General features: G+C 69.8%; 23 protein-coding genes. 10 read left to right on the top strand and 13 right to left on the bottom strand.

The genetic code is table 11. The features are described from left to right. The first annotated feature begins 24 nt into the window (after positions 1–24). Positions 25–234: a heavy-metal-associated domain-containing protein gene (locus LCHO_RS09180; RefSeq protein ID WP_012346862.1), complete on the top strand. Its 210-nt coding sequence runs from the start codon at positions 25–27 to the stop codon at positions 232–234. Positions 235–264: 30 nt separating this feature from the next. On the opposite strand, the gene LCHO_RS09175 is transcribed toward LCHO_RS09180, so the two are convergent. The 3 genes from LCHO_RS09175 to LCHO_RS23140 all read right to left on the bottom strand — a co-directional run bounded on the left by LCHO_RS09175 (position 265) and on the right by LCHO_RS23140 (position 4,474). After that, the gene (locus LCHO_RS09175; protein WP_012346861.1) at positions 265–1,530 is read right to left on the bottom strand and encodes a coiled-coil domain-containing protein; all 1,266 of its coding nucleotides are present in this window, start codon (positions 1,528–1,530) and stop codon (positions 265–267) included. Between the two features lie 173 nt (positions 1,531–1,703). Beyond that, entirely contained in the window at positions 1,704–3,428 is a 1,725-nt protein-coding gene (locus LCHO_RS09170; protein WP_012346860.1) for an MFS transporter, read from the bottom strand. A gap of 122 nt (positions 3,429–3,550) precedes the next feature. Then, entirely contained in the window at positions 3,551–4,474 is a 924-nt protein-coding gene (locus tag LCHO_RS23140) for a hypothetical protein (RefSeq protein ID WP_012346859.1), read from the bottom strand. Between the two features lie 493 nt (positions 4,475–4,967). Between LCHO_RS23140 and folE the strand changes: the two genes are divergently transcribed. From folE to LCHO_RS09130, 7 genes are all read left to right on the top strand, one after another. Further along, a complete protein-coding gene (gene folE, locus LCHO_RS09160; RefSeq protein ID WP_012346858.1) occupies positions 4,968–5,720 on the top strand; it encodes a GTP cyclohydrolase I in 753 nt (250 codons plus the stop codon). Positions 5,721–5,734: 14 nt separating this feature from the next. Then, positions 5,735–6,160, top strand: coding sequence for a BLUF domain-containing protein (locus LCHO_RS09155; RefSeq protein ID WP_012346857.1), 426 nt, complete (start codon positions 5,735–5,737; stop codon positions 6,158–6,160). A 25-nt stretch (positions 6,161–6,185) separates the two neighbouring features. After that, positions 6,186–6,647, top strand: a complete 462-nt coding sequence (locus LCHO_RS09150; RefSeq protein ID WP_012346856.1) for a MarR family winged helix-turn-helix transcriptional regulator — start codon at positions 6,186–6,188, stop codon at positions 6,645–6,647. Continuing rightward, positions 6,644–7,483 carry a DUF429 domain-containing protein gene (locus LCHO_RS09145; RefSeq protein ID WP_012346855.1) on the top strand — a complete coding sequence of 280 codons (840 nt, stop codon included), beginning with the start codon at positions 6,644–6,646 and terminating at the stop codon, positions 7,481–7,483. Before LCHO_RS09150 ends, LCHO_RS09145 begins: the two co-directional genes overlap by 4 nt. A 237-nt stretch (positions 7,484–7,720) precedes the next feature. Further along, a complete protein-coding gene (locus LCHO_RS09140; RefSeq protein ID WP_012346854.1) occupies positions 7,721–9,892 on the top strand; it encodes a TonB-dependent receptor family protein in 2,172 nt (723 codons plus the stop codon). A gap of 33 nt (positions 9,893–9,925) precedes the next feature. Continuing rightward, complete coding sequence (locus LCHO_RS09135; protein ID WP_012346853.1) at positions 9,926–10,771, top strand: quinoprotein dehydrogenase-associated SoxYZ-like carrier; 846 nt, start codon at positions 9,926–9,928, stop codon at positions 10,769–10,771. Continuing rightward, positions 10,768–11,796, top strand: a complete 1,029-nt coding sequence (locus tag LCHO_RS09130; RefSeq protein WP_012346852.1) for a quinoprotein relay system zinc metallohydrolase 1 — start codon at positions 10,768–10,770, stop codon at positions 11,794–11,796. Before LCHO_RS09135 ends, LCHO_RS09130 begins: the two co-directional genes overlap by 4 nt. 28 nt (positions 11,797–11,824) lie before the next feature. Here the strand turns inward: LCHO_RS09130 and LCHO_RS09125 are convergent, their stop codons facing one another. Then, complete coding sequence (locus tag LCHO_RS09125) at positions 11,825–15,034, bottom strand: bifunctional diguanylate cyclase/phosphodiesterase (protein WP_012346851.1); 3,210 nt, start codon at positions 15,032–15,034, stop codon at positions 11,825–11,827. Between the two features lie 187 nt (positions 15,035–15,221). Beyond that, a complete protein-coding gene (locus LCHO_RS09120; RefSeq protein WP_012346850.1) occupies positions 15,222–16,382 on the bottom strand; it encodes a substrate-binding domain-containing protein in 1,161 nt (386 codons plus the stop codon). A 203-nt stretch (positions 16,383–16,585) separates the two neighbouring features. Here LCHO_RS09120 and LCHO_RS09115 point away from each other — a divergent pair, with 203 nt between their 5' ends. Beyond that, positions 16,586–16,879: a GYD domain-containing protein gene (locus LCHO_RS09115; protein ID WP_012346849.1), complete on the top strand. Its 294-nt coding sequence runs from the start codon at positions 16,586–16,588 to the stop codon at positions 16,877–16,879. A 26-nt stretch (positions 16,880–16,905) separates the two neighbouring features. Here LCHO_RS09115 and LCHO_RS09110 read toward each other — a convergent pair whose 3' ends face one another. The 8 genes from LCHO_RS09110 to LCHO_RS23355 all read right to left on the bottom strand — a co-directional run bounded on the left by LCHO_RS09110 (position 16,906) and on the right by LCHO_RS23355 (position 23,708). Continuing rightward, complete coding sequence (locus LCHO_RS09110; protein WP_012346848.1) at positions 16,906–17,208, bottom strand: hypothetical protein; 303 nt, start codon at positions 17,206–17,208, stop codon at positions 16,906–16,908. Continuing rightward, positions 17,209–17,463: a sulfur carrier protein ThiS gene (gene thiS / locus LCHO_RS09105; RefSeq protein WP_012346847.1), complete on the bottom strand. Its 255-nt coding sequence runs from the start codon at positions 17,461–17,463 to the stop codon at positions 17,209–17,211. Between the two features lie 52 nt (positions 17,464–17,515). Then, positions 17,516–18,796: an NAD(P)/FAD-dependent oxidoreductase gene (locus tag LCHO_RS09100; protein ID WP_012346846.1), complete on the bottom strand. Its 1,281-nt coding sequence runs from the start codon at positions 18,794–18,796 to the stop codon at positions 17,516–17,518. A 77-nt stretch (positions 18,797–18,873) separates the two neighbouring features. After that, positions 18,874–20,721, bottom strand: coding sequence for an aldehyde ferredoxin oxidoreductase family protein (locus LCHO_RS09095; protein ID WP_012346845.1), 1,848 nt, complete (start codon positions 20,719–20,721; stop codon positions 18,874–18,876). A gap of 10 nt (positions 20,722–20,731) precedes the next feature. Beyond that, positions 20,732–21,205, bottom strand: a complete 474-nt coding sequence (locus LCHO_RS09090; RefSeq protein WP_012346844.1) for a 4Fe-4S dicluster domain-containing protein — start codon at positions 21,203–21,205, stop codon at positions 20,732–20,734. A 231-nt stretch (positions 21,206–21,436) separates the two neighbouring features. Next, entirely contained in the window at positions 21,437–22,285 is an 849-nt protein-coding gene (locus LCHO_RS09085) for an ABC transporter substrate-binding protein (RefSeq protein WP_012346843.1), read from the bottom strand. Beyond that, on the bottom strand, positions 22,276–22,995 hold the full coding sequence (locus tag LCHO_RS23360; RefSeq protein WP_012346842.1) for an ATP-binding cassette domain-containing protein: 720 nt from the start codon (positions 22,993–22,995) through the stop codon (positions 22,276–22,278). The genes LCHO_RS09085 and LCHO_RS23360 overlap by 10 nt, the downstream gene beginning before the upstream one ends. Continuing rightward, complete coding sequence (locus tag LCHO_RS23355) at positions 22,992–23,708, bottom strand: ABC transporter permease (RefSeq protein WP_012346841.1); 717 nt, start codon at positions 23,706–23,708, stop codon at positions 22,992–22,994. The genes LCHO_RS23360 and LCHO_RS23355 overlap by 4 nt, the downstream gene beginning before the upstream one ends. 174 nt (positions 23,709–23,882) lie before the next feature. Here LCHO_RS23355 and moeA point away from each other — a divergent pair, with 174 nt between their 5' ends. Then, positions 23,883–25,175 (top strand): molybdopterin molybdotransferase MoeA, encoded by a 1,293-nt coding sequence (gene moeA, locus LCHO_RS09070; RefSeq protein ID WP_012346840.1) that lies wholly within the window; start codon positions 23,883–23,885, stop codon positions 25,173–25,175. Positions 25,176–25,193 lie beyond the last annotated feature (18 nt).

Below are 25,193 nucleotides of genomic sequence, written 5' to 3'. Positions count from 1 at the left end.
CAAGCCCACCCACGAGGAGCGCAGATGATTGCCTTTGAAGTCCAGGACATGAGTTGCGGCCACTGCGTCGCCAGCATCACGAAGGCCGTGCAGGCGCTCGACGCCCAGGCGCAGGTCCAGATCGACCTGCCCCGCCACCTGGTTCAGGTGCAGGCCGGCCGCAGCGACGCCGCTCAGATCGAGGCGGCCATCCGCGACGCCGGCTTCACGCCGGTGCCGGTTCAGGCGGCCTGACGGCGCGCCGCTTCGGCGCAAACCCGTCGCTCAGCCCTGCGGCGGCGGCGGCAGGTCACGCAGGCGCTTGCGCAGCGCGCTGCGCTCGGCCCGCAGGTCCACCTGCAGGTGGGCCAGGTTCAGGAGCATGGTCTGCATGGCGCCGTTGGCATTGGCCGACGCGATCGCCGCGGCGTTGTTGCCGCCATGCGTGCCGGTGAGCTGCGCCGGCTGGGTGTTGAAGTCGCCGAAGTTCGAGTTGTTGACCGACTGCACCTGCGCCATGCGCTGGCTCAGGTCGGTCAGCTGCGAGCCCACCCGCTCGCCGCTGCTGCGCAACCAGGCATCCAGGCTCTCGACACGGCGGCTGAGCTGCTCGAAATTGGCCTGGAGCATCTGCGCCTGATCGAAGAAGGCGGCATCCGAGGCGCCCTCCATCGGCAGTTCGGCCAGGCGCATGTCGATGTTGCCGAGCTGCTGTCCGATCTGCTCCGAGCCGCTGCGCCACTGCGCACCGACCGACTCGAGCCGCTCGTCGAGCAGATCCAGGCGCGCCTGGACCGCCAGCACCTGCTGGTCGAGCTCGTCGGCCGAGGTGTCGATGCGCTGCAGCTGGAACGACCGGCCGAGCGCCTCGAACCGCGCATCGAGCGCCTCGCCGCCACTGCGCAACTGGCTCTCGATGCCGTCGAGGCGGTGTTCGATCTGCCGGTCGATGGCCTGAAGACGCTCGTTGATGTGCTGCGAGGCCTGCGCCTGATCCGACATCCACTTGCTGTCCGACGATTGCAGCGTGTGGCTGACCTGCGCGGCCAGCCCCTCGAGGCGCGACGTCAGCGTGTCGTCCATGCGCTTGAGCGACGATTCGACGCTCGCGAAACGCAATTCGAGGGCGCCCCGCATGTGCTGCGTCGAGGTGCCCATGTCGCCCATGTCCGATGCCAGGGTGTCGCGGCTGCGGGCGAGCTGCGCGCCCAGGTCGCGGTAGTGCGAGACCAGCACCAGTTCCTGCTCGTGCAGCGACTGCGCGAGCCGATGCTGGCCGTCGCGCAGCGGATCACCGCGCTGCATCAGGTGGTAGAAGCCGATCACCATCGCGAAGGCCAGCACCAGTGCGCCGGCGGCCCCGAGGCGGCGCGCCTCTGCGATGGCTGCGGCCTCGTTGGCCTCGAGCGGGCGCGCCAGCGGGTTGGCGCGCAGCATCGTCGCCACCAGATCGACGTTCAGGAACGTCAACAGCTTGTCGCCGGCCAGCAGGAACAGCGCAAGCGCCAGCACGCTGCAGGCGGTGATCAGGAAAAGACGGAAAGTCGACATCGTTGCGAGTCCTCCAGATGCCGGAAATGGCCGAATCGGCGAGTCGAATATGAGGATAGCAGCGCATGAAGCGCTGCCCGATCGGCGGCGGCCGCCGCGCGCGGGTGGTGGACAGGCCCGCGCTGGCGTTCGAGGCGCTGCTGGCGAGCGCCCCCTGGATCGATCAGTTCACGTCACTTGCGCAGACGGTTCGGGTGCCAGTACAGGAACTTGGCGTAGATGTCGACGTCCTTGGTCTCGCGCACGAACACCATGCCGATCACGAAGGTGATGCCCGCGATCGCGATCGGGTACCAGAGGCCGTGATAGATGTTGCCGTTCTGCGCCACCATCGCGAACGCGATGGTCGGCATCAGGCCGCCGAACCAGCCGTTGCCGACGTGGTACGGCAGGCTCATCGAGGTGTAGCGGATGCGGGTCGGGAACATCTCCACCAGCATCGCCGCGATCGGGCCGTAGACCATCGTCACGTAGATCACCAGCACCAGCAGGATCAGCACGATCTCCAGCTTGTTGATCTTGGCGGGGTCGGCGCGGTCGGGATATCCGGCCGCCGTCATCGCCGCCGCCAGCTCCTTGCGGAAGGCGGAGATCGACTGCGCGCTCTCGGGCGTGAAGCGGTTGCCTTCGGCCACCAGCTGGCCGGTGGGCACGGCGACGGGCTTGTCGGCGATCAGGATCACGGTCTCGCCGCCGGCCGGCAGCGCTTCGTTGCTGTAGCTGGCCGAGCTTTGCGCCAGCGCACGCTTGGCCAGATCGCAGGCCGACGTGAAGTCGATCTCGCGGGCGATCGGACTGCCCTGGAACGAGCAGGTCGCCGGGTCCGCCTTGACGACGATCTGCGCCGAGGCCTGGGCCCGTGCCAGATCCGGATTGGCCGCCTGCGTCAGCGCCTTGAAGAGCGGGAAGTAGGTGACGACCGCCAGCAGCAGGCCGGCCATGATGATCGGCTTGCGGCCGATGCGATCGGAGACGGTGCCGAAGATGACGAAGAACGGCGTGCCGATCAGCAGCGCGATCGCCACCAGCACGTTGGCCGTGGACGGCTCGACCTTGAGCACGCTGGTCAGGAAGAACAGCGCGTAGAACTGGCCCGTGTACCAGACCACCGCCTGCCCGGCCACCACGCCGAACAGGGCCAGCACGATGATGCGCAGGTTCTTCCACTCGCCGAAGCACTCGGACAGCGGCGCCTTGGAGATCTTGCCCTCGGCCTGCATCTTCAGGAACGCGGGCGACTCCTGCATCGACAGGCGGATCCACACCGAGATGCCCAGCAGCACGATCGACAGCACGAACGGCACGCGCCAGCCCCAGTCCTCGAACGCCGCCTCGCCCACCACCGTGCGCATGGTCAGGATGACGATCAGCGACATGAACAGCCCGAGCGTCGCCGTGGTCTGGATCCAGGCGGTGTAGGCGCCGCGCTTGCCTTGCGGCGAGTGTTCGGCCACGTAGGTGGCCGCGCCACCGTACTCGCCACCGAGCGCCAGGCCCTGCAGCAGCCGCAGGATGATCAGGATCACCGGAGCGGCGACGCCGATCGACGCGTAGCTGGGCAGGACGCCGACGATGAAGGTCGACGCGCCCATGATCAGGATCGTCACCAGGAAGGTGTACTTGCGCCCGATCATGTCGCCGAGCCGGCCGAAGAACAGGGCACCGAACGGCCGCACGATGAAGCCGGCCGCAAACGCCAGCAGCGCGAAGATGAACGCCGAGGTCGGGTCCAGGCCGGCGAAGAACTGCTTGGCGATGATGGCCGCCAGCGAACCGTAGAGGTAGAAGTCGTACCACTCGAACACGGTACCCAACGACGACGCGAAGATGAGCTTGCGCTCCTCGGAGGTCATCGGGCTGCTGGAATCGTCCTGGGTGGTGTCTGCGAAACCGCTCATGCTCGGTCTCCTTTGTGTTTGTGGATCAGGCTTGGCTCGGGCCCGAGGTTTTCAGGAACCGGCACGGCGCGCCCCTGCGGCAGCCACGGCCGCGGGTGCGTCGATGCCGGGTGTTCAGGTGATCACATCGCCGCAAGCAGGCGCTTGGGCGAGAACTGGCGGGCTTCGGGCAGTTCCTCGGCCTTCGTGAGCGCGCGCTGCAGGATCTGGTCGGCGCCGACGCGGCCGAAGGCCTCGGTCAGGGCGACGAACATCACCCGCGACAGCTCGGCCAGATCGCCGTGGCTGCCTTGCAGCTGCCAGTCGTCCTGACGGGCACGGCCCAGGGCTTCGCGAAAGCGCTGCTGCAAGGCCGGCGTGGCGCGCGAGCGACCGAGCGAGCGCAGCGCGTCGCGCTGCACTTCCTCGAGCGCCTCGCGGTGGTAGCTGAAGACCTCGCGCACGACCTCGCGCATCACCGCGCCGAAGATCACCGGCGGCTCGATGGCGATCGGCGCAGGCGCCGGCGGTGCGACCGGTGCAGCCACCGCCGGCGCAGCCGGCACTTCGGCGTACATCGGGACGGGCGCGGGATAGCCCGGCGGGGCGTACCCGGGAGGAGGCATCGCCGCGCCCGGATAGCCGGGCGGCACCTGCGCGGCCGGGTAGTACGGCGCCGGGGCGGCCATCGGCGGCGGCTGCCATTGAGCCGGCGGCGGGGCCGGCATCGCCCGCGGTGCGTAGGCCGGGGCAAAAGCGGGGGCATAGGCCGGTGCAGGCGCCGGTGCGCGGGTGGCCTGCATCGCCGGCCAGGGGTCGAGCGGCAGGCGATCCTCGGACTCGCGCATCAGCTTGTAGAGCTCGTTGTAGAGGCGCCGGCAGGTGGCCGCATCGATCATGTTGCGGCTGGCCACCGCGTCGATGTAGCGGATGATGTCCGAGACCTGCTCGCCACGCAGGGACTCCTGGGCCAGCCAGAGCGCCTGCATCAGCGAGGCTTCGTCGAGCACGCCGGACAAGGCTCCGACGACCGCTCGGCGGCGTTGTGCCGCGGGGTCATGCGCCATGTTCAGACCTCCGCCGCCGAAGCGACCCGGTGGGCCGGCGCACCGGCGCGCCGACGCGCGCCCTGAAACGGTTGCGATTCGCGAGGCGACTGAGGGTGGGACATCGGGCGTGATTTCATGGTTTCTCCGGCTAACACTTCTTGAGAGTGCCTGCGATTGATGCGGAACAAGCGTCATGCATCTGGCCCTGGGAGTCTGACGCCCCGCCGTCGGAACAGCCGCCGCGCCCCCCGCGTATGCAGGGGGGCGGCACGCGGAAAAATCAACGTCCGGTCGCTTTGCATGGCCCGGGCCGGGCGGCCGGTTGGCGTCGCGACCACAGCACCAGGGCGCGCGCGCAGCGGCGCCGCGTCTGGCGGTCGGTGGCCCGCACCGTGAGCCACCGACCGCCGCACGGGCAACCTCGCCGCACAGCGGAATTGCCCCCGCTGCTAGCATGGCCGCCCGCTCAGCAAACCCTGCCACCGCGTCGCCCGTGCGACCCGTGACGACCATGACGACGCATCATTCGCTCCCCATCCTGGCCGCTGAACGCGGTCTCGCCGTACAAGAGACGGACGACTCCGGCGTGCCGGTGTCGGTGCGCATCCGCGAACGGATCAAGGCCGCCCGGCAACGTTTCCACGCCAACGACAACATCGCCGAGTTCATCCGCCCGGGTGAACTCGAGGCCCTGCTCGACGAGGTCTCGGGCAAGATGTCGGCGGTGCTGTCGAGCCTGGTGATCGACACCGAGAGCGATCACAACACCCAGGACACCGCCCGCCGCGTCGCCAAGATGTACTTGAAGGAGGTCTTCCGCGGCCGCTACGTCGAACAGCCGCCGGTGACCGAGTTCCCCAACGTCGAGCGCCTCAACGAGCTGATGATCGTCGGCCCGGTGACCGTGCGCAGCGCCTGCTCGCACCACCTGTGCCCGATCGTCGGCAAGCTGTGGATCGGCGTGATGCCCAACGAGCACTCCAACCTGATCGGCCTGTCGAAGTACGCCCGGCTGGCCGAGTGGATCATGAGCCGCCCGCAGATCCAGGAAGAAGCCGTCACCCAGGTGGCCGACCTGCTGCAGGACAAGATGCAGCCCGACGGCCTGGCGGTGGTGATGGAGGCCGACCACTTCTGCATGAGCTGGCGCGGCGTCAAGGACATGGACTCGAAGATGATCAACAGCGTGATGCGCGGCTCCTTCCTGAAGGACCCCAACCTGCGCCGCGAATTCCTGTCGCTGCTGCAACACAAGAAGACCTGAAGCCGGAGCCCGCCATGCTTGTACGTCTGCTTTACGCGAGCCGCACCGATGCGGTCGATCACGCGCTCATCGACGCCATCCTGGTGCAGTCGCGCGCCAAGAACCCGGCGCTGGGCATCACCGGCATCCTGTGTCATGGCGGCGACGTCTTCATGCAGGTGCTCGAGGGCGGGCGCGAGGTCGTCAACCGCCTGTACAACCAGATTGCCGCCGATCCGCGCCACCACCAGGTCACGCTGCTGCACTTCGAGGAAATCGCCGAACGCCGTTTCTCCGGCTGGACGATGGGCCAGGTCAACCTGCTGCGTGTCAACCCGTCGGTGGTGCTCAAGTACAGCGAGAAGCCGCTGCTCGACCCCTTCTGCGTGTCCGGCCGGGCCTCGATGGCGATGCTCGAGGAGCTGATCGCCACCGCCTCGATCGTCGGCCGCGCCGGCTGAGCCGCCGCCCGCGCACTTGTCGACGATGACCGAACCGGTTCCGCACCCCTTCCTGCCGGCCCAGCCGGGGTACCACCTGCGCCGGCTGCAACAGGCGGCCGTGGCGCTGTTCATGGCGCAGACCAGCGAGTTCGGCATCACGCCGGTGCAGTTCGCCGCGCTGGTCGCCACCCACGAACAGCCCGGCCTCGACCAGCGCACGCTGGCGGCCACCATCGGTTTCGACACCTCGACCATCGGCGGCGTGATCGACCGCCTCGAGCGCCGCGGCCTGATCCAGCGCAACCACGCACCGCACGACCGGCGCGTGCGCCTGCTCACGCTCACGCCCGACGGCGAACAGCTGCTGCAGGCCGTGCTGCCGGCCGTGCAGGCCGCGCAGCAGCAGATCGTGGCGCCGCTGCCGGCGGCCGACCGCGAGCGGTTCCTGGAGATGCTGCGCACGCTGGTCGAGGCGCATCAGGACGTGCCGCCGCCCAGCGCATGAACGCGCACAGCGCCGACCTCCAGCCGTCCAGCCGGCTGCTGCGCGGCGTCGACTTCAGCAGCCGCCCGACCCGCCGCAAGCCGATCGTGGTGGCCGAGGGGCACCGGCAAGGCGGCGAACTGCACCTGCTCGGCCTGCGCCACTGCAACGACGAAAGCGCCTTCGCCGCGATCCTGGCCGAGCCGGGTCCGTGGCTGGGCGGCTTCGACCTGCCGTTCGGCCTGCCGCGCGAACTGGTCGAGACCCTCGGCTGGCCGCGCGACTGGCCGGCGCTGATGCAGCACTACACCCGGCTCAGCCGCGCACAGATCCGCGACACCTTCGCGGCCTTCTGCGCCGCACGCCCGGCTGGCGGCAAGTTCGCCCACCGCGCCTGCGACCGGCCGGCGGGCTCGTCGCCGTCGATGAAATGGGTCAATCCGCCGGTGGCCTACATGCTGCACGCCGGCATCGCCGCGCTGCTGGCCGCCGGCTGCGAGCTGCCCGGCCTGCACGCCGGCGATCCGCAACGGATCGCGCTCGAGGCCTACCCCGGCCTGCTGGCGCGCGAGCTGATCGGCCGGCGCTCCTACAAGAGCGACGATCCGGCCCGCCAGACGCCCGATCGCCAGGCCGCCCGCGCCGAGATCGTCGACGCGATCGAGGCCGGCCGCAGCCGCCTGGCACTGCGGCTGATCATCAACGCCGACCAGCGCCGGGCCTTGCTCGACGACGCCAGCGGCGACGCGCTCGACGCCGTGCTGTGCCTGATCCAGGCCGCCTGGGCGGCCGATCGGCCGGGTTACGGCTGGCCCGCGGCCGTCGATCCGCTCGAAGGCTGGATCCTCGGCGCCTGAGGCCTGCACGCGGGCGGAACCGCCAGCAGTCCAGGCGCGCCGGTTTTTTCATCACGGGCACGCTGTCGGGCGACAACTGTCCCGTCCTGGCGCAATCGGTGCCGTTCCGGCTGCGTCATGTCGCTTTCAGGCGGGTTTCTTCCGACTGGCGAGCGCGGCCTCGGCGTCCCAAGATCGGACACCTGACGGGCGCCGCACGGCGCTGCCCGCCGAACCACCCAACATGCACCGCGCGCAATGACTGCAGCTTCGACCTCCTGTTTCACCTCGCGTCCTTCGGCGCTGGCAGCGGCCTGCCTGTGCGCGCTCGCCGCCCTTGCTGCGCCGGCATCGGCGCAAGTCGGCGCCGGCCTCGAGCCGGTGATCATCACCGGCAGCACCCGCGAGCAGAAGCTGGTCGACGCGCCCTACGCCATCAACGCGGTCGGCGCCGAGGCGCTGCGCAGCGCCGGGCCGATGGTCAACCTGTCGGAGGCGCTGGCCTCGGTGCCCGGCCTGGTGGTGGCCAACCGCAACAACTACGCGCAGGACCTGCAGATCAGCTCGCGCGGCTTCGGCGCCCGCGCCGGTTTCGGCGTGCGCGGCATGCGGCTGTACGCCGACGGCATCCCCGCCACCATGCCCGACGGCCAAGGCCAGGTGGCGCATTTCGACCTCGCCGGCGCGGATCGCGTCGAGGTGCTGCGCGGGCCGTTTTCGGCGCTGTACGGCAACAGCTCGGGCGGCGTGATCGCGGCCTATTCGAAGCCGGTGCGCGAGCGCAACTTCCAGGTCGGCATCGACGCCGGCAGCTTCGGCCTGCGCCAGCAGCGGGTGTCGGTCGAGTCGCCGTTCGACGGCGGTTTTTCGATCGCCGCCAACTTCAGCAATTTCGACATCGACGGCTTTCGCCCGAACAGCGATGCCGACCGCCGGCTGGCCAACATCCGCCTGGCCTGGGTCGGCGAGGACGACCACGTCACGCTCGCGATCAGCGACCAGCACCAGCGCGCCAACGACCCGCTCGGCCTGAACCGCGCTCTGTTCAGCCAGAACCCCGACCAGACGGCTCTCGCGGCGACCAACTTCAGGACCCGCAAGACCATCGACCAGACCCAGGCCGGCCTGAGCTGGCAGCACCAGCTGGGCGGCGACAGCGCCTTGCAGTCGACCCAGGTCAGCGGCTACCTGGGTCGGCGTTCGGTGTTCCAGATGCTGTCGACGCCGCGCGCGAACCAGCTGATCACCGCTGACCCAGGCAGTACCACCCCGCCTAACCCGAACAGTGCCGGCGGCGTGATCGACTTCGACCGCGACTACGCCGGCGTCGACGGACGTCTGAGCTGGCGTCTAGGCGAGGCCGATCTGGTCACCGGCGTCAACGTCGAGCGCCTGCGCGACGCCCGCAAGGGCTACGAGAACTACAGAAGCGCCACCGATCTGGGCGTGGTCGGCGACCTGCGCCGCGACGAGACCAACCGCGCCACCACCCGCGAGGCCTACGCCCAGCTCGAACAGCCGCTGGCCGAGCAGTGGCAGCTGATCGCCGGCGTCCGCACCGGTCAGGTCGAGCTGTCGAACACCGACCATTACGTCAATCCGCCGACGAACCCGACCAACCCGGACGACAGCGGCTCGCTGAGCTTCCGCTACACCAACCCGGTGCTCGGCCTGCGCTGGCAGGCGGCCCCGACGCTGACGCTGCACGCCAGCGCCTCGCGCGGCTACGAATCGCCCACGCTGGGCGAAGTCGCCTATCGCCCGGACGGCGCCACCGGCTTCAACGACACCCTGCAGGCCCAGACCAGCCGCCAGATCGAACTCGGCGCCAAGTGGCGGCCGACGCCCGACTACGCGATCGACGCGGCGGTGTTCCGCATCAGCACCGACAACGAGATCGGCGTCAACGCCAATGTCAACGGCCGCGGCACCTTCAAGAACGTCGGCCGGACGCTGCGGCAGGGGCTCGAGCTGTCGCAGCGCTGGCGTCACAGCCCGACGCTGCGCGGCCAACTCGCGCTGACCGTGCTGGACGCGAGCTACCGCAGCGCCCCCATCGACGGCAACCAGATCGCCGGCACCCAGCCCGCCAGCCTGTTTGCCGAGATCGCCTGGAAGACCTGGCCGGGCGGCGAATGGGGCCTGGAGGTGCGCGCCCAGGGCCGCACCGCCTTGAACGATGCGAATCAGGACGCCCCCGGCACACCGGGCGGCGGCTTCGCGGCCGGCTGGGGCATCGCGAACCTGCGTTATCTGCACGCCTGGGACATCGGCAGCGAGGCCAAGGTCGAACTGCTGGCGCGTGTCGACAACCTGGCCGATCGCCGCTACGCCGGCAGCGTGATCGTGGCCGAGGCCAACCAGCGCTACTTCGAGACGGCACCCGGGCGCAACCACCTCGTGTCGCTGCGCTATCTGCGCAAGTTCTGACGCCCCGACGTCGCCACCCAAGGACACCTGCCCATGACACCCCTGTCTCGTCGCGCCGCGCTGGTTGCAACGCTGCTGCTCGCCAGCATCGGCCCGGCCGCGGCGGCCACGGCGACGCCGACGATCGCCACCGCCGACCCCTTCGAAGGCGATCCCTACCAGTCGCACCCCTGGGTCGACATGCGGCGCGAGTTCCTCGGCGGCGAGCCGGTGGTGTTCGACCCGCGCGTCAAGGTCAGCGGCCCGGCGTTTGCCGAAGACCCGATGAACGTGCCGATCTCGGTGTCGGTCGAGGGGCTCGACCAGATCCAGCGCATCGTCGTGCTGGTCGACCGCAACCCGATCCGCAAGGTGCTCGAGTACCAGCCGATGGGCGCGCTGCCGCGGGTGGCGTTCCGTTTCAAGCTCGAACAGGCCAGCCCCGTGCGGGCGGCGGTGCGAACGGCCGACGGGCGCTGGCATGTGGGCGGCGCGTGGGTCGATTCGTCGGGCGGCGGCTGCACGGCGTCGGGTGCGACGCGCAAGGACGGCAGCTGGTCGCAGACGCTGGGCATCGTCAGCGCGCGGGTGTTCGACAGCAGCCCGGCGGTCGACAAGGCCGAGCCCAGCGCAGTCACCCAGGCGCTGGCACCGACGCGCGTGCGGCTGCGCGTGATGCACCCGATGGACACCGGCCTGGTCGGCGGCATCCCGGCCTTCTACCTCAGCCGGCTGACGCTGCGCGACGGCAACGACCGCGAGCTGCTGCGGCTGCAGACCTTCGAGCCGGTGAGCGAGAACCCGGTGTTCTCGTTCGACTTCGCCACCCGCCCGGCCGGCGTGCTGCGCCTGGTCGGCGTGGACAACAACGGCAACCGCATCGACAGCCGCATCGAATGAAACAGCGCCCACCCAATCCCACCTGGACGGCCGGCCTGTGCGCCGCCGCCCTCGCCTTGTGCAGCGTCGGCGCGCCGGCCCAGGCACAGCCGTCGAGTGCCGCGGCGCCGATCGTCAATGTCGAGCGGCTCGAGCACGGCCTGAAGGCGCTCGAGCTCGGCGCCGGTGTCTACGTGGTCGAAGGCGCGAACGCCGATTTCAGCGTCGCCAACGGCTGCAACATCATCAACACCGGCTTCATCGTCACCGATGCCGGCGTGCTGGTGATCAACACCGGACCGGGGCGGATCTACGGCGAGCAGCTGCGCGCGCTGATCGCGCGCACCACGCCGCAGCCGGTGGTGCAGGTGCTGCACCTGAACCTGCACCCCGACTACTTCCTCGGCAACCAGGCCTTTGCCGACGTGCCGCGCCGCGCGACCGCGCTGACCGGCGCGGGCATGGCGCGCGAGGCCGCCGGCTACGAGACCAACCTCTATCGCCTGTGTGGCGACTGGATGAAGGGCACGCAGGCGCTGCAGCCCGATGCGGCGGTGGCGGTCACGCCGGGCGGCGGCACGCTGCGCATCGGCAGCCGCGAGTTCGCGCTGCACGAGCTCGACGGCCACACCGACTCCGACCTGGTGCTGATCGACCGCCGCAGCGGCGTCGCCTTCGTCGGCGGGCTGGTGTTCGTCGACCGCATCCCGACCACGCCGCATGCGCGAATCGGCGACTGGCAGCGCAGCCTCGACCGGCTACAGCCGCTGCTCGAAAGCGCCGGCGTGAAGACGCTGGTGCCCAGCCACGGGCCGGTGCGCGCCAGCCTGGACGGCATCGCCCAGACACGCGGCTACCTGCAGTGGCTGGACCGGAACTTCAGCCTCTGGGCCCGCCAGGGCTGGGAGATGAACGAGGTACTGAAAGCGCCGGTGCCGGCGCTCTATCGCGGCTGGGCGGCGTTCGAGACCGAATACCTGCGCAACGTCGTGCACCTGTACCCGCGTTACGAGAGCCAGGTGCTGAGCGCCACCCGGCCGCGCTGATCGAGGCCGGGCCGGCAGCGCCACCGCCTCAGACCGGAAACTCGGCCGGCAAGTTGCCGCCACGCACGGCCGCCTGGCGGCGGATCCAGTCCAGCAGCCAGGCGGTGGCGGTGTCGGCCGCCATCGGCCGGGCAAAGTGGTAACCCTGCAGCTCGTCGCAGCCGGCTGCGCGCAGCGCCTGCACCTCGAGTTCGCGCTCGACGCCTTCGGCCACCACCTTCAACCCCAGCGTGTGGCCCAGGCCGATGATGGCCTTGATGATGGCGAGGTCACGTGGGTCGTCGAGCATGTCGCGCACGAAGGAGCGGTCGATCTTGAGCTGGTCGATCGGGAAGCGCGTGAGGTAGTTCAGGCTCGAATAGCCGGTGCCGAAATCATCGATCGACAGGCGCAGCCCCAGTTCGCGCAAGGCGTGCAAGGTGACCAGGTGGGCATCGACCTGGTCCATCAGGATCGACTCGGTCAGCTCCAGTTCGAGCTGACCGGGCGGCACGGCGTGGCGTTCGAGGCTGGCGCGCAGCACGTCGAGCAGGCCGGGGTCGCGCAGTTGCAGCGCCGACAGGTTGATCGACACCGCCACCTCCTGCAGCCCCTGGCCGCGCCAGCGCTCGATCTGGGCGCAGGCGGCCTCGATCACCCAGGCGCCGATCTCGATGATCAGGCCGGTCTCCTCGGCCACCGGGATGAAGCGGTCCGGCGGCACATGACCCAGCTCCGGGCTGTGCCAGCGCAGCAGCCCCTCGACCCCCGCCACCCGGCCGTCGGCCACATGGATGCGCGGCTGGTAGTGCAGCGACAGTTGGCCCTGCGCCACGGCGCTGCGCAGGTGGTTCTCGACCATCAGGCGCGCCTGCGCGCGCTGGTTCATCTCGGCGGTGAAGAACTGTGCGCCGTTGCGGCCCTGCGCCTTGGCCTGGTACATCGCCACGTCGGCCTGGCGCATCAGCTCGTCGATGTCCTGGGCGTCGTCCGGGAAGACCGAGATGCCCACGCTGCACGACACGTGGATCTCCGCGCCCTGCACGCCGTGCGGCTGGCGCACGCGCGGGATCAGACGCTGCTCGACCACGTGCGCGACCTCCTCGATGTCGGCCAGGCCGTTGAGCACCACCACGAACTCGTCACCGCCCAGGCGGCTGACGGTGTCGCCGGCGCGCACGCCGTCGACCAGGCGCTGCGCCACCGAGCGCAGCAGGCCGTCGCCGACGTGGTGGCCGAGCGAATCGTTGATGTTCTTGAAGCGGTCGAGGTCGATGAACAGCACGGCCACCTTCTGCCCCGTGCGCCGGGCCTGCTGCAGCGCCAGGCGCAGGCGCTCGATGCACAGCGCGCGGTTGGGCAGCTCGGTCAGCACGTCGTGTTCGGCCAGGAAACGGATGCGCCGCTCGCTTTCCTTGCGGTCGGTGATGTCGATCGAGGTGCAAACCCAGTGCGAGACATGGCCGGCGCGGTCGCGCACCGCGTTGGCCAGCAGCCAGGCCGGGTAGTCGCCACCGGCGCGGCGGCAGATACGCACCTCGCCCTGCCAGCTGCCGCGTGTCTGCACCCGCTCGACCAGCGACTGCCAGGTCTGGCGGGCGTCGGCGCCGGCCAGCAGTTCGGCCGGATCGCCACCCATCAGCTCGATCAGGTCGTGGCCGGTGCTGCGCGTGAGCGCCCAGTTGGCGGTCAGGATGCGCTGCTGGGCGTCGACGATGAAGATGCCCTCCGACGAGGTCTCGAACACCTTGGCCCAGAGCTCGAGCCGCTGCTCGAGCTGCTTGAGGTGGTTGATCGGCGCCAGCGTGGTGAGCACCGCGTCGCGCCCCTGGAAGACGATGCGCCGCGCCGACAGCACCGCCCAGACGGCCTCGGTCGGGCCGCGCCAGTGGACCTCGAACTCGTCGACCGCGTCGCGGTCCTGCAACTGCTGGAAAAAGCGCGCTCGCACGTGCGAATCGAGCCCGAGCGCCCACGGATCGGCCAGCCGCTCGCCGATCCACAGCCGCGCCGGCGCGTTGGCGTGCAGCACCTCGTGGCCGGGCACCGCCGTCACCATCAGCGGCACCGGCATGGCCTCGAGCAGACTGCGCTGGGCCTCGGCGGCGCGCTCGCGGGCGGCCATCTCCTTCTGGCGATCGCGCTCGGTCTCGAGCTGGCTGAGCATGTCGTGGAAGGCGTCGACCAGCCGGCCGATCTCGTCGGAGCTCTGCCAGTCCACGCGCTGGCCGTGGTCGCCGGTGCGCCGCACGGTGTCGGCCACGGTCGACAGGCGCTTGAGCGGCCGGGCGATCTGGCCGGCCACGAAGCTGACCACCGCCAGCACGCACAGCAGCAGGAACAGCGCCGTGCCCAGGTGCAGCCACATGCGCGCATAGAGCCGGTCGACACGCTGCAGCAGCAGGCCGTCGAGCGCCTGGCTGGTGTCGAGCCACGAGGCCTTCAAGGCCCGCAGCAGTTCGCCCTCGGCCACCCGCATCGCCGCCTGGCCGTGCACGCCCATGCCGGCGTCGACCCAGGCCCGCGACTGCAGCCGGAACTGCTCGATGCGCCGATTCAGCTCGGCATGGCCTGGCGACAGCGCCGCCTTCAATGCCGGGCTGCCGGCCGCAAAGGCCTCGGCGTGGTCGGACTCGAGCCCTTGCGCGATCGCATCGAGCCGGCCTTCGAGCACCAGGTAGACGCTGCGTGCGTCGCGGCCGACCCCGGTTTCGGCGTGGTGGGCGATGCCGTGCACCACCTGCAGCAGCTCGGGCAGGCGCAGGACCACGATCGACATGCTGTAGTAGCTGTCCAGATCGGGGTCGAGGATCAGGTTCGACTGGTTGCCCACCCGCGTCAGCAGGTCCTGGCCGCGGCGCAGCACCTCGTCGACCGTGGCCCGCGGCCGGCCTGCGGCGGGTTCGGCCCAGCGCGTGATGGCGTCGGCCAGCGGCGCCGAAACCTCGGCGCTGCGCATGCCGGCGTCCTGCGCACGGGCCTGTTCGGCCAGGCGCTGCAGGTGGGTGGCCGTCGGCAGCGCCGGCGCTGCCGTCGACGGCGGCTGCCCGGCACCGGCCACGTCGACCAGCGCATCGGCCACGACCCGCACGTAGGCGCTGCCGGCGAGTTCCTTGCGCGCGAAGTCGATGGCGATGAACTTCTCGTCGATCAGGATGCCCGCCACGTACAGCACCGAGCTGAGGTCGAGCAGATAGATCAGCATCAGCTTGCGGCCGACGCTGAGCCTGCCCACCAGGCGCACCAGCAAAGTCAACATGAAACGACGCCTTTACCCATGATCTGCCACGCGATGATCCCTGCAAGCGGCCCTCGATCGACCGACTCCGCAATGTCGACCAGCACGCACCCGACCCAGGCATGAACCCTGCCCGGGCGACCAGAAATGCGCAGAAGACGAGAAATCAACCACGGCAGGGGCGAACGGCAACGCCGAAGCCTGCGGGTCAGCCGGCCGGCAGGTGCTCGGCCGCGCCCGCGGGCAGGTGTTTGGGATGGCGGAAGTTCCACCACGGCAGCGCGCCGGTCAGCGACAGCACCTCGCCACTGCGGGCACCGCTGTAGCCCGGCAGCGTGGCAACCGCCTGATGCCAGTCGGCGCCGGCCAGCACCTCGCGCAGCTTGAGCACGGCGGGGTGTTCGAGGGCGTCCTTCAGGCAGACCAGGAAATAGTCCTCGTCCATCACCGGCACGAAATCGAGCCCGAAGGCCTGCGCCGCCGCGGCCAGCCCCATGCCGGCATCGCCCACCCCGCTGGCGATGGCCGCGGCCACCGCCATGTGGCTGTCCTCGGGCGGGCTCGTGTAGCCGGTGATCGCCTCGGGCGCGATGCCATGCTGCTGCAGCAGGTGATCCATCAGCAGCCGGGTGCCCGAGCCGGCCTGGCGCGCGATGAAGCGCACCGGGCGCCTGACGCCGTCAACCGACGCAGCCAGATCGGCCACCGTGCGCAACTGCAGCGGATTGCCCTTGGCCACCATCAGACCCTGGGCGCGCCGGCTGAACGCGATCAGCTTGTGGCGTCCCGGCTTGAGCAGTGGCTTGAGCGCCTGCGCAAACACCCGCGCGCCGCCCTGCAGCGGCGGCACGTGGAAACCGGCCACCAGGCAGCGGCCCTCGGCCAGCGCGCGCAGGGCGTCGACGCTGCCGGCAAAGCGCAGTTCGATGTGCAGGCGCTGCTGCTGGCTGGCCAGATCGCGCAGCAGCGGCAGCGCCAGGTCGTGGCTGGCGTAGATCGGCAGCACGTGCTGGCTGCCGTCGAGCGCTTCGGCCAGCACCCGCTCGAGTTCGGCCCTCAGCGCCTCGATGTGCGGCGTCAGGCGGGTGCGGGCGCGGGTTTCGGCCCACAGCAGGCGGTCGGCGAACGGCGTCAGGCGTGAGGGCTGGCCCTGCGTCCAGGTGACGAGCGGCTCGCCCATGACCTCTTCCCACTGCTTGAGCGCACCCCAGACATGCCGGTACGACGCACCCATCGCCTTGGCCGCGTGCTGGATCGAACCGTGCTCGCGCACCGCCCACAGCAGGTCGAACAAGGGGTTCTGGACCTCGGCGCCGCGCTGGCCCTCGGGCTGGAAGCTGTACTGGAGGTGGACGCCGCGGGCTTTCATGAGATGCAATCGATGGGATCTGGCTGCTGACGTTAACCGAATCGGGCCCGGCCCCCGATGGTTCCCGGCAGGACCACGCCAACAACCCCGATGGCGTACGGGTCGGGCGCCGGGGCCGCGTTGACACCCCCGCGGGCATGGCATACGGTCGCCATCCCGGCTGCGGCCGATGGTGTCGCGCCGCCTACCCAAGGAGTACGGTCATGGCCACGTATGTCTGCCTCTGCACCTTCACCGACCAGGGCATCCGCAACATCAAGGAATCCGTGCATCGCGCCGAAGCGGTGCAGGCCGCCGGGCGCAAGCTCGGCGTCGAGATGAAGAGCATCCTCTGGACCCAGGGCAACTACGACCTGGTGGTGACCTTCGAGGCCAAGGACGAGCAGGCCATGACCGCGTTCGGTCTGGCCGTCGGCATGCAGGGCAATGTGCGCACCCAGACGCTGCGCGCCTTCAGCCGCGAAGACATGCAGCAGATCCTGGCGAAGGTCGGCTGAGGTCGATCGGGCGCAGGGCAGCCGGCTCAGCCGCCGCCGCGCTGCATGAACAGGTCGAAATACTTCATGAAGGCCTCGCGGGCATCGTCGCCGACGCCCTCGAAGCGGTAGCTCACCGCCATCCGCGGGATGCGGATCAGCGCGATCTGGCGCGGCGCCAGCGGCTGCCACGCCAGATGCAGGCGGCCGTCGTCGATGTCGACCTCCGCCCGGCCGTCGCGCGGGCGGCGCCAAGGACGACCCCGCACCGCGCCCGGCAGGCACGACAGCCAGTCGGCCTCGCTGAAACCCTGTTCGCGGGTGAAGCTGGCGGGGTAGCCGCTCTGCATTCAGCCGCCCGCGATCGGGGGCCAGATGGCGAGCACGTCGCCTTCGACCAGGGTGCGTGTGGCGCGCTCGCCCGGCGGCACGAAGACGCCGTTGATCAGCACCAGGTGCACCAGGCTCATGGGCAACGAGAACGGCTCGATGACCTGGGCGATGGTCGATCCGGGCGCCACCTCGAGCGGCATTCGGTTGCCCAGACGGCGCTCGGCCGGCAGGTAGTCGGTCAGGCTGGCGTAGAGCTTGAAGGTGATCTGCATGGGACGATGCTCGCTCAAAACGCCCGACCGGCGGGCGTCAAGGGCCACTGCGTCAGACATGGGCGTGTTCATGCTGGGCCTGCGCGCTGGCCAGGTAGGCGGCCATCAGCAGGGTCGGGTCTTCGAGCAGCTTGTCCTTCCACTCGCCCAGACGCACCTGGCCTTCGACCAGGCCGCGCATCACGCCGACGTGATTCGTCCAGCCGATCGAGTTGCAGCCCACCAGCTGATCACCGCTGAACTGCAGGCTCAGGTGGCGGCCGGCCTCGCGGTCGGTCAGCTCGACATGCTGGCCACCGGGCACACCGTCCCACTTGCCGAAGCTGGCCGAGATCATGCCCAGCGTGTCGAGCACGTTGATCTGCGTCACGCCCTTGAGCTCGATGGTCTTGCCGACCATGTTGAGCGCCGCCACCCGCGCCTGCTCGGCCGCGTTGGGCTGGATGGCGCTGACGATGGTGGTGCCGCTGACCTTGTCGAAGGCCTCGGCGCAGTCGCCCGCGGCGTAGATGCCTGGCACGTTGGTCTGCAGGTGCTCGTCGGTCAGCACGCCGACCAGGCAGATGATTCCGGAGTTCTCGAGGAAGCCGATGTTGGGCCGCACGCCGGTGGCGCTGATGACCAGATCGGCATCGAGGCGTTCGCCGGTGGACAGGCGCACCGACATCGGCGCGCAGCCCGCTGCAGCCGATGCATCGGGCCGGTCGATCGCCTCGACGCGGGCGCCGGTATGGACCGACACGCCCTTGGCGACGCACCAGTCCTTGATCATGCCGCCCGCCGTCGGGCCCATCATGCGCGGCACCATGCGGTCGCCCATCTCGACCACGCTGAGCTGGACGCCGCGCATCGCCAGCGCCTCCATGATGATGCAGCCGATGAAGCCGGCGCCCAGCTGCAGCACGCGCGCGCCGGGCTGGGCCAGCGCGGCGATGGCGCGGGCGTCTTCGAGCGTCCAGCACGGATGCACGCCCGGGCCCTGGATGCCGGGAATCGGCGGCGTGGCCGGCGACGAGCCGGTGGCGATCAGCAGCTTGTCGAAGGATTCGGCGCTGCCGTCCTCCAGCAGCACCTGGCGCGCCTGGGTGTCCACCTTGCTGGCGCGGCCGCGCTTGAGCGTGATGCCGAGCTTTTCGTAGTGGTTCTCGCCATGGCGCAGGTGCGTGCCCTCCTCGCCCACCTTGCCGATCAGCAGGTAGGGGATCGCCATGCGCGAGTACGGCGCCTCGGGCTCGTCGCCGATCACGATGATCTCGTCGTTCGGCGCGTGCTTGCGGATGGTTTCAGCGGCGATCACGCCGGCCGGGCCTGCGCCCAGGATCACATGCTTCATGTTCGTGTTCCGTGCAAAAAACAAGGCGGTCCGAAAACCGCCTTGTGATTCGAGTCAAACCGTCAGACGGCGTCGGTTCACAGCCCCAGGCGGCTGCGGGTCTCGGGCTTGAGCTGGCCGTCGGCGTCCCAGCCGCGGATGTCGTAGTACTTGGGCAGCATCTCGGGCAGCTTGTTGACCAGGCCCTTGGCCGGGCCGGTCTTGGCCGGCTCTTCGAGCAGGCGCTTGGGCAGCGTGTCGTCCTTGGCCGTGAAGCCGGCGCGGTTGTTGAAGTCGCGCTCCATGTTCCAGATCCGCTCGCCGATCTGGCTCAGGTTCTCGAGCGTGAACTCGTCACCGCAGGCCGCCGCCACCTGCGGCTGCACGTCGGCCAGGCCCCAGGCGAAGCTGGTGAAGATGCAGATGCCGGCCGCGTCGAAGGCCGCGGTGGCGTCCTGGAACGCCATCACGAGTTCGGGCTTGCCGTCGGCCGTCAGCGGGTCGGTCTTGACCGGGATGCCCAGCACCTCGGAGGCCACCGTGTAGCTGCGCAGGTGGCAGGCGCCGCGGTTGGACGTCGCGTAGGTCAGGCCCATGCCCTGGATGCCGCGCGAGTCGTAGGCCGGGAATTCCTGGCCCTTGACGCTCATCGACAGGTCGGGGTGGCCGTACTTCTTCGTCAGCCGGGCCGAGCCCTGGCCGATCTCCTTGCCGAAGCCTTCACCGCGGGCGGTGATCTCGGCGAAGTAGGCCAGCGCCTGGGCGTCGCCGAACTTGGCGTCGATGCCGAGCTGCTCCTTGGTCAGCACGCCCATCTCGTAGAGCTCCATCACCGCGCCGATGGTGGCGCCGAAGGAGATCGGATCCATGCCCTGCTCGTTGCACAGCACGTTGGCGTACTGCAGCGCCTCGAGGTCGTTGACGCCGTTGGCCGCACCCAGCGCCCAGGCCGCTTCGTATTCCAGGCCGCCGCTGGCGCCCCAGTACTGCGGCTTGGTCTGCACCGTGAAGTGGGTCTTGTCGATCTTGCTGATGCGCCCGCACGCGATGGTGCAGCCGAAGCAGGCCTGGTTGGTCACCAGCTGCTTCTTGCCGTCGGTGGCACGCGGCGTGGCCATCGCCTCGGCGCCGATGTCCTTGGCGCCCTCGAAGGCGACATCGCGGTGATTGCGGGTGGGCAGCGCGCCCATCTCGTTGATCACGCTCATCAGCACCTGGGTGCCGTAGGTCGGCAGGCCGGCACCGGTGACGGCGTTGTCGTGCAGGATCTTCTTCTTCTCGGCGGTGACGCGCATGAACTCCTTGGGGTTGGCCAGATTGCCCACGCCCTTGGTGCCGCGAACGACCACCGCCTTGAGGTTCTTGCTGCCCATCACGGCGCCCACGCCCGAACGGCCGGCGGCGCGGTGCAGGTCGTTGACCACGGCTGCGAACAGCACCTGGTTCTCACCGGCCAGGCCGATGCTCGACACACGCACCAGCGGATCCTGGTGCGAGGCCTTGATCGTGGCCTCGGTTTCCCAGACGCTCTTGCCCCACAGGTGCGCGGCGTCTTTCAGTTCGACCACGTCGTCCTGGATCGACAGGTAGACCGGCTTGGGCGACCTGCCCTCGAAGATCACCATGTCCCAGCCGGCCATCTTGAGCTCGGCGCCCCAGTAGCCGCCCGAGTTGGAGCAGGCGATGGCGCCGGTCAGCGGGCCCTTGGTGACGACCGTGTAGCGGCCACCGGTGGAGGCCATCGTGCCTGTCAGCGGGCCGGTCGACCAGATGATCTTGTTGTCGATCGACAGCGGGTCGACCTTGGCGTCGATTTCCTCGACCAGGTATTTGGTGGCCAGGCCACGCGAGCCCAGATACTGCCTGGCCCACGCCATGTTCAGCGGTTCGGTGGCAATGGTGCCGGTCGTCAGATTGACGCGAAGAAGTTTTCCTGCCCAGGACATCTGTTTCTCCTCAAGCAGCTGCTTGGTTGCCCAACTTGTCGGCCCAGGCTTGCATCTTGTTCAAGCCGGTCCAGTTGGAGTCGATGAAAGTGATCGCGCCGGTCGGGCAGGCTTCGGCGCAGGCCGGTTCGCCGCCGCACAGGTCGCATTTCTGCACCTTGCCGGTTTCCTGCACGTAGTTGATCGTGCCGAAGGGGCAGCTGATCGTGCAGACCTTGCAGCCCACGCAGGTGGTGTCGTTGACGACCTTGGCGCCGGTCGCCTTGTCGAGCGTGATCGCTTCGACCGGGCAGGCGTGCAGGCACCAGGCCTCGTCGCACTGGGTGCAGGTGTAGGGCACCTTGCGCCCGGTCTCGTGGAAATCGAACACCTTGATGCGCGACTTGGCCGGCGCAAAGACGCCGTAGTTCTCGTAGGAACAAGCCATTTCGCATTGCAAGCAACCCGTGCACTTGTCCGGGTTGATGTGAAGGCTCTTCTGCATGTTGGGTCTCCGCTGTCGGTCCGTTTTGGGGGACGCACGCAACCGCCATAGGTTCATGGCGACATAACGCTCTATGCAATCATCTGCATAGCGACCGACGACGGAAACCTAGGCTTAACCCTCATCAACCCAGAACTCCGAGCCCGTGGTACGGGTTTCGGGACCAGATTGCTCCAGCCTGACACGAAACGGCCGAATCAGGCCGGGCCGGGCAGCCCGGCCCAGGGAAAGTCAGCGTGCCGCGTTCGGGAAGAACAGCTGCTCGCCGCCGATCTTGTAGGCCGCGATCGCCGCCTGACCGGGCGCCGAGACCACCCAGTCGACGAAGCTCTGGCCGAGCGCCTGCTTGACGTGCGCATGCTTGGCCGGATTGACCAGCATCACGCCGTACTGGTTGAACAGCCGGGTGTCGCCCTCGACCAGCACGGTCAGGTCGCCGCGGTTCTTGAACGACAGCCAGGTGCCGCGGTCGGTCAGCACGTAGGCGTTGCTGCTCGACCCCATGTTGAGCGCCGGGCCCATGCCGCAGCCGCATTCGCGGTAGCCGGCCGGCTTGGCCGCGGCCAGGTCGACGCCGGCCTGCTTCCAGTAGCGCAGCTCGGCGGCGTGGGTGCCGCTCTTGTCGCCGCGCGAGATGAAGGCCGCGCCGCTGGCCGCGAGCTTCTGCAGGCCGGTGACGATGTCCTTGCCGCGCACCTTGGCCGGGTCTGCGGCCGGGCCGACCAGCACGAAATCGTTGTACATGACCGGGTAGCGCCTGACGCCCCAGCCGTCGGCGACGAACTTCTCCTCGGCCGCCTGGTCGTGCACGAACACCACGTCGGCATCGCCGCGCCGGCCCATGTCGAGCGCCTGGCCGGTGCCCAGCGCGACGACGCGGGCGTCGATGCCGGTGGCCGCCTTGAACTGCGGCAGCAGCTGGCCGAACAGCCCGGACTGCTCGGTGGAGGTGGTGGACGCCACCACGATGAACTTCTCCTGTGCCTGCGACAGCGTGGCGGCACAGATCAGGGCCCCCACCGCGCAGGCCATCAGCGTGCGGCGCGAGCGCAGGATCATTCGAATCGGCTTCAGGTCCATGGCAGTTCACCTTTCAGGAATTGAGCCGCCGCATGCGGCAGCGGGTCGTGGAAAAAACGCTCGACCGGCAGGTCGACCACGACGTGGCCGGCCTCGAGGTACAGCACCCGCGTCGCCAGGCGCTTGACCTGGCCGAGGTTGTGCGTGCTCATCACCAGCGTCATGCCGTCGGCGCCGAAGGCATCGATCAGCGACTCGACCTCGCGCTTGGCACTGGGGTCGAGGCTGGCGGTGGGCTCGTCGAGAAACAGGATGTCGGGCCGCATGGCCCAGGCCCGCGCCATCGCCAGGCGCTGCTGCTGGCCACCCGACAGCGCTCGCGCCGCACGCTCGCCCACGCCCTGCAGGCCGACGCGCTCGAGCGCCTGCGCGGCGCGCTCGCCACGCTGCGCGCGCGGCACCTTCGCCAGCCAGAGCGCCAGCAGCAGGTTGCTGCGTGCCGACAGATGCAGCAGATAGGGCCGCTGGAACAGCATCGCCATCAGCGCCGGGCGGCCGTCGGTGTCCTCGAGGGCATGCACCTCGCGCCGGCCGTGGCCGGCGACCAGGCCGTGCAGCAGACGCAGCAAGGTGGTCTTGCCCGAGCCGTTGGCGCCCACCAGCGCGACCCGCTCGCCGCGGTTGATCTGCAGCGTGACGTCGCGCAGCGCCCGCACCGCGCCGAAATCCACGCCGGCCTGCGCCAGGCTGATCAGGGCTTCGCCGCTCACATCAGCCCCTGTCCCGGCGCCGCGGCGCCGCGCGGCTGCATCCAGCCGATCAGCAGGTTGATGACGCCGACCACACCCAGCAGCAGCAGGCCCAGCGCCAGCGCCAGCGGCAGGTCGCCCTTGCTGGTCTCGAGCGCGATGGCGGTGGTCATCACGCGGGTGAAGCCGTCGATGTTGCCGCCCACGATCATCACCGCGCCGACCTCGGCGACCGCACGGCCAAACGCCGTGAGCAGGATCGTCAGCACCGCCAGCCGCTCGTGTACCAGCACCAGCAGCGCCGACAGCAAGGGGCCGGCGCCCATCGAGCGCAGCTGGTCGCCGCCATCGGCCAGGCCGTCGATGACGAGGCGGCGGGTCAGCGCGGCGATCAGCGGCACCACCAGGATGCTCTGCGCGATCACCATCGCGGTGGGCGTGAACAGGATGCCCCACGACCCCAGCGGCCCCGAGCGCGACAGCAGCAGGTAGACCATCAGGCCGACCACCACCGACGGCAGCGCCAGCAGCGTGTTGAGCAGCCAGACCGCCAGGCCGTGGCCCGGAAACCGCGCCACCGCCAGCCACGCCCCGAGCCACAGCCCGGACAGCGCGCCCGTCAGACAGGCCGCGCCGCTGACCCGCAGCGACAGGCCGACGATGCGCAGCACGTCGGCATCGCCACTGGAAATCAGATCGACGGCCAGGCCGAGGCTGGCGGCCACCGTGCTCATGAGCGGATTGCGACAGTTGTTACGGGAGTCATGCGGGGCGCGATTCTGCGTGGTCGATCAAGGCGTGGCGATATGTCGTCGTGTGCATATAGAAACGACGTTCCGGGCTGGCCGGTCGCCGCAGCCGCCGTGGCTATGATTCCCGGCATCCTTGTGCTTCGACCGGCCCCTCCCATGCCCGAACTCGGCCCCTCCCCCCTGATTGCCGGCGACACCCACCTGAGCGTGGCCGACGCCCGCTCGGCCATCGCCGCGGCGATCCGCCCGATCACCCGGACGCAGACCGTGCCGCTGATGCAGGCGCTCGGCCGCGTGCTGGCCGCCGACGTGATCTCGCCGATCGACGTGCCCGCGCACGACAACTCGGCGATGGACGGCTACGCGCTGCACGGCGCCGACCTGCCGGCAGCCGGCAGCGTGCGGCTGCGCGTGGTCGGCACCGTGCACGCCGGCGACGTGCCGACGCTGCAGGCGCAGGCCGGCGAGTGCGTGCGCATCATGACCGGCGCGGTGATGCCGGCCGGGCTCGACTCGGTGGTGCCGCAGGAGCTCTGCCGCCGCACGACGGACGGCGAGCACGCCGTGATCGAGATCGACGCCGGCGTACTGCGCCCGGGCGAGAACCGGCGTTTTCGCGGCGAGGACCTGGCGCAGGGCCGCCCCGCCGTGCAGGCCGGGCGGGTGCTGCGGCCGGCCGACATCGGCCTGATCGCCTCGCTCGGCGTGGCCGAGGTGACGGTGTTCAGGCGCCTGCGGGTGGCGGTGTTCTCCACCGGCAACGAATTGCGCGACCTGGGCGAGCCGCTGCCCGCCGGCTGCATCCACGACAGCAACCGCTACAGCCTGATGAGCGCGCTGCAGCGCCTGGGTGTCGAGGTGATCGACCTCGGCCTGGTGCGCGACGACCCGGCCGCGCTCGAGGCCACGCTGCATCAGGCGGTGGCGCAGGCCGACGCCGTGATCACCAGCGGCGGCGTCAGCGTGGGCGATGCCGACTACACCCGCGGCCTGCTGGCCCGACTCGGCGAGGTGGCGTTCTGGAAGGTGGCGATGCGCCCGGGCCGGCCGTTCGCGTTCGGCCCGCTGCGCCGCGACGGCGCCACCGACCCGGCGCCGAGCTGGCTGTTCGCCCTGCCCGGCAACCCGGTCGCCAGCCTCGTCACCTACTACGCCTTCGTGCGCGAGGCGCTGCTGACGCTCGGCGGCGCCAGCGCCGAGCCGCTGCCGGTGCTGCAGGCGCGCTGCGCCACCGCCATCCGCAAGCGGCCGGGCCGCACGGAGTTCCAGCGCGGCCGGGTCCACCGCGACGCCGACGGCGGCTGGTCGGTGCGCCTGACCGGCTCGCAGGGCGCGGGCATCCTGCGCAGCATGTGCGAGGCCAACGCGCTGGTCGTGCTGGGCCACGAGCAGGGCCCGGTGGCGGCCGGCGACCGGGTCGACGTCTGGCTGTTCGACGGCTTGGTGTGACCCCTGATGACGCGTGAC

The sequence above is a fragment of the Leptothrix cholodnii SP-6 genome (genome assembly GCF_000019785.1).
Classification (GTDB): Bacteria; Pseudomonadota; Gammaproteobacteria; order Burkholderiales; family Burkholderiaceae_C; genus Sphaerotilus; species Sphaerotilus cholodnii.
The sequence above is the reverse complement of the archived record's forward strand: the minus strand, read 5'-3'. Positions and strand labels throughout refer to the sequence as shown.